The sequence below is a fragment of the bacterium genome (assembly GCA_028821235.1).
Taxonomy (GTDB): domain Bacteria; phylum Actinomycetota; class Acidimicrobiia; order Spongiisociales; family Spongiisociaceae; genus Spongiisocius.
Genome location: JAPPGV010000132.1, coordinates 6592 through 9353, shown reverse-complemented (window position 1 = coordinate 9353; position 2762 = coordinate 6592). Strand labels below are relative to the sequence as shown.

Below are 2762 nucleotides of genomic sequence, written 5' to 3'. Positions count from 1 at the left end.
ACACCTCGACCGTCGGGAACGACGGCACCCGGATGTTCCGGAAGGCGGGCGAGAGCTCCTCACGGGCAGGCACGCGGGTGACCCGACCCTCTGCGTCGTAAGTCCAGCCGTGGTAGCCGCAACGCAACTCGCAACCGTCGATGACCTTGCCGAGGGAGAGCGCCGCTCCCCGGTGACGGCACAGATCCTCGAACACGCGGGGCGCGCCGTCGAGGCGGACCACCACCAACTGCTCTTCGAACAGGGTGAAGGCCTGGGGTTCGTCCTTGAGATCATCGGAGTAGGCGACCGGGAACCAGAAGTTGTCCCGCATCTCCTCGTAGAGCCGGTTCTCGGCGGCAACGTCGAGGTAGTCGCTGGTTGCGTGTCGGGTGGTCACGCTCGCCTCCTTGTGCCTAGGTTCTCAGTTCCGCTCGACTTCCCACACCGAGCAGACCGCGTTGACGATGTTCTGGTACCCCGTGCACCGGCACAGGTTGCCCGAGAGCAGATCCACCACCTGCTCCGCCTCCCGGTAGTCGTCGGGGTCGACGCTTTCCAGGGTCATCAGGAATCCCGCGGTGCAGAAGCCGCACTGCATGGCGTGGTTCTCGTGGAAGGCCTGCTGCATCGGCGTGAGGTCCCCGTCCGTGGCCAGGTCCTCCACGGTTCGGATGGTGCTCCCGTCGGCTTGGACGGCCAGGGTCGAGCACGAGCGGATGGCATCGCCGTCGACGATCACCGTGCAGGCCCCGCAGTAGCCGTGCTCGCACCCCACGTGGGTACCGGTCAGGCCCACGACGTCACGGATGAAGTCGGACAGCAGCAAGCGGGCGGGAACCCGGTGGGTCACCTGCGTCCCGTTGACCGTCGCCGAGACGTCGACTTCCCGCGAGCCCGGATTGGCACCCATCATCACACCCCCGTCCCGTTGCCGTTGGTTGCCAGCGCCGCCCGGACGCTCCTCACCGCCAGGGCGCCCAGCGCCTCCCGCCGGTACTCCGCCGTAGCGTGAACGTCATCCACCGCGTCGGCGCCGTCCTCGTACGCGGCGCCGTAAACGGCCGAGCCGTCGTCCCCCGCCGAGAAGCCGAGCACGGCTTGCTCGGCGCCGGTCATCCGGCGAGGCGCTCCGCTCACTCCGAAGCTGACCATCCGGGCTCCGCTAACGCTTCCGCCTCGAGTGGCCAGAGCCCCCGCCAGCCCCGTGATAGCGAAATCGCCCGACCTCCATGCCAGTTCATCCAGGAACGTAACGGTGTCTGCCGGCTCGCTAGGGAAATGAACCCCGGTAATGATCTCGCCCTCACCAAGGTCCGTCCAGAACGGGCCCAGGAAGAAGTCGCCGGCATCCACGGTCCTCTCCCCCGCCGGTCCCTGGAGGAACAGGGTCGCGCCGCAGGCGATCGCCAGCGCCGGCAACTCGGCGGCCGGGTCGGCATGGGCGATGCTGCCGCAGATTGTTCCCCGGTTCCTGATCTGGAGATGGGCTACATGATGCAGAGCCCGTCGGAGCCCGGGAACGGCATTCGCAACCTCATCCGAGGCCATCACCCGGCTCTGGGTCACCGATGCGCCGATCATGACGCCGGAGGGTCCGACCTCCAGCCGGTCGAAGCCCTCCACGCCGCCGATGTCCACCAGGAGGTCGGGCTGGGAGAGCCGGAAGTTCATGGCGGGGATCAGGCTCTGCCCGCCCGCCAGGACCTTGGCCGTCTCCGAGGTACCGAGGGCGGCCAAGGCGTCCTCCACGGTGGCGGGACGGTAGTAGTCGAACGGGGCGGGCTTCATCGCTCACCCCCTCCGGCGGTTGCCTCCCGTATGGCTTCCCGAATCGCCGAGGGGGTCACCGGGGTGGCCTTGATCTCCACCCCGAGGTCGGCCAGGGCGTCATCCACGGCGCCGGCGACCACCGCGGCCGGGCCGATGGTCCCACCTTCTCCACAACCCTTGACGCCGAGAGGCTGCTCGGGCGAGGGTGTCTCGAAATGCTCGACGGTCATAGCCGGCACTTCGGAACAGGTGGGATACAGGTACTCCATGAAGGAGGCGAAGAGGGGCCGGGCGGTCTCGGGGTCATACTGGAAGTGCTCGTACATCGCCCCCGCGATCCCCTGCGCCACCCCTCCGTGGACCTGCCCGTCGATGATCATCGGGTTGATCATGGTGCCGCAGTCGTGGACCACCACGTAGTCCTCGATCTTGATCTCCCCGGTGCTGATCCGCACGCTCACCACGCCGGCGTGGGCACCGTTGGACCAACTGGCGGCCGCATTGACCTTGCCGGACATGTCGGGAAGGTGCTCGAGATCGGGCGGCTCGAAATACCCCGACATCTCCAGGCCGGGCTCCATGCCCTGAGGTAGGTCCAGGGTGCGAACCCAAGCGGACGTAGCCACCTGGGACCAACTCACCGTGGGCGCCTCGCTCCCCGAAACATGGAAGCTGCCGTCGCTCAGCACCACGTCCTCGGCCGCTGCCTCCAGCAGGTGGGCGGCGATGTCCCGGGCCTTGGTAAGCAGCCGATCGGCCGCCATGAGTATCGATCCGCTCATCACGATGGCCGAGCGGCTGCCCCATGCCCCCAGCCCGTAGGGAGCCCGGTCCGTGTCGCCCATCACCACCGTGACGTCATCGGGGTCCAACCCCAGGGCGTGGGGCGCCCCCCCGGGGGGGGGGGGGGGGGGGGGCGGCGCCCCCCCCGGGGGGGGGGGGGGCGACACCCCCCGCCCCGGGCGGGGCGCCCCCCCGCGCGGCCCGGGGCCCCCCCCCCCCCCCACCCG

The 2762-nt window shown here is 69.2% G+C and carries 4 protein-coding genes; all 4 read right to left on the bottom strand.

What is annotated here, in order from left to right; all coding sequences use genetic code 11:
• Nucleotides 1–379, bottom strand: a 379-nt coding sequence (locus OXK16_13870; GenBank protein MDE0377032.1) for a Rieske (2Fe-2S) protein, incomplete at its 3' end; no start/stop codon positions are given.
• Between the two features lie 24 nt (nt 380–403).
• On the bottom strand, nt 404–895 hold the full coding sequence (locus OXK16_13865) for a (2Fe-2S)-binding protein (GenBank protein ID MDE0377031.1): 492 nt from the start codon (nt 893–895) through the stop codon (nt 404–406).
• A complete protein-coding gene (locus OXK16_13860) occupies nt 895–1770 on the bottom strand; it encodes a xanthine dehydrogenase family protein subunit M (protein ID MDE0377030.1) in 876 nt (291 codons plus the stop codon). Before OXK16_13860 ends, OXK16_13865 begins: the two co-directional genes overlap by 1 nt.
• A complete protein-coding gene (locus OXK16_13855; GenBank protein MDE0377029.1) occupies nt 1767–2624 on the bottom strand; it encodes a molybdopterin-dependent oxidoreductase in 858 nt (285 codons plus the stop codon). Before OXK16_13855 ends, OXK16_13860 begins: the two co-directional genes overlap by 4 nt.
• Between the last annotated feature and the right edge of the window lie 138 nt (nt 2625–2762).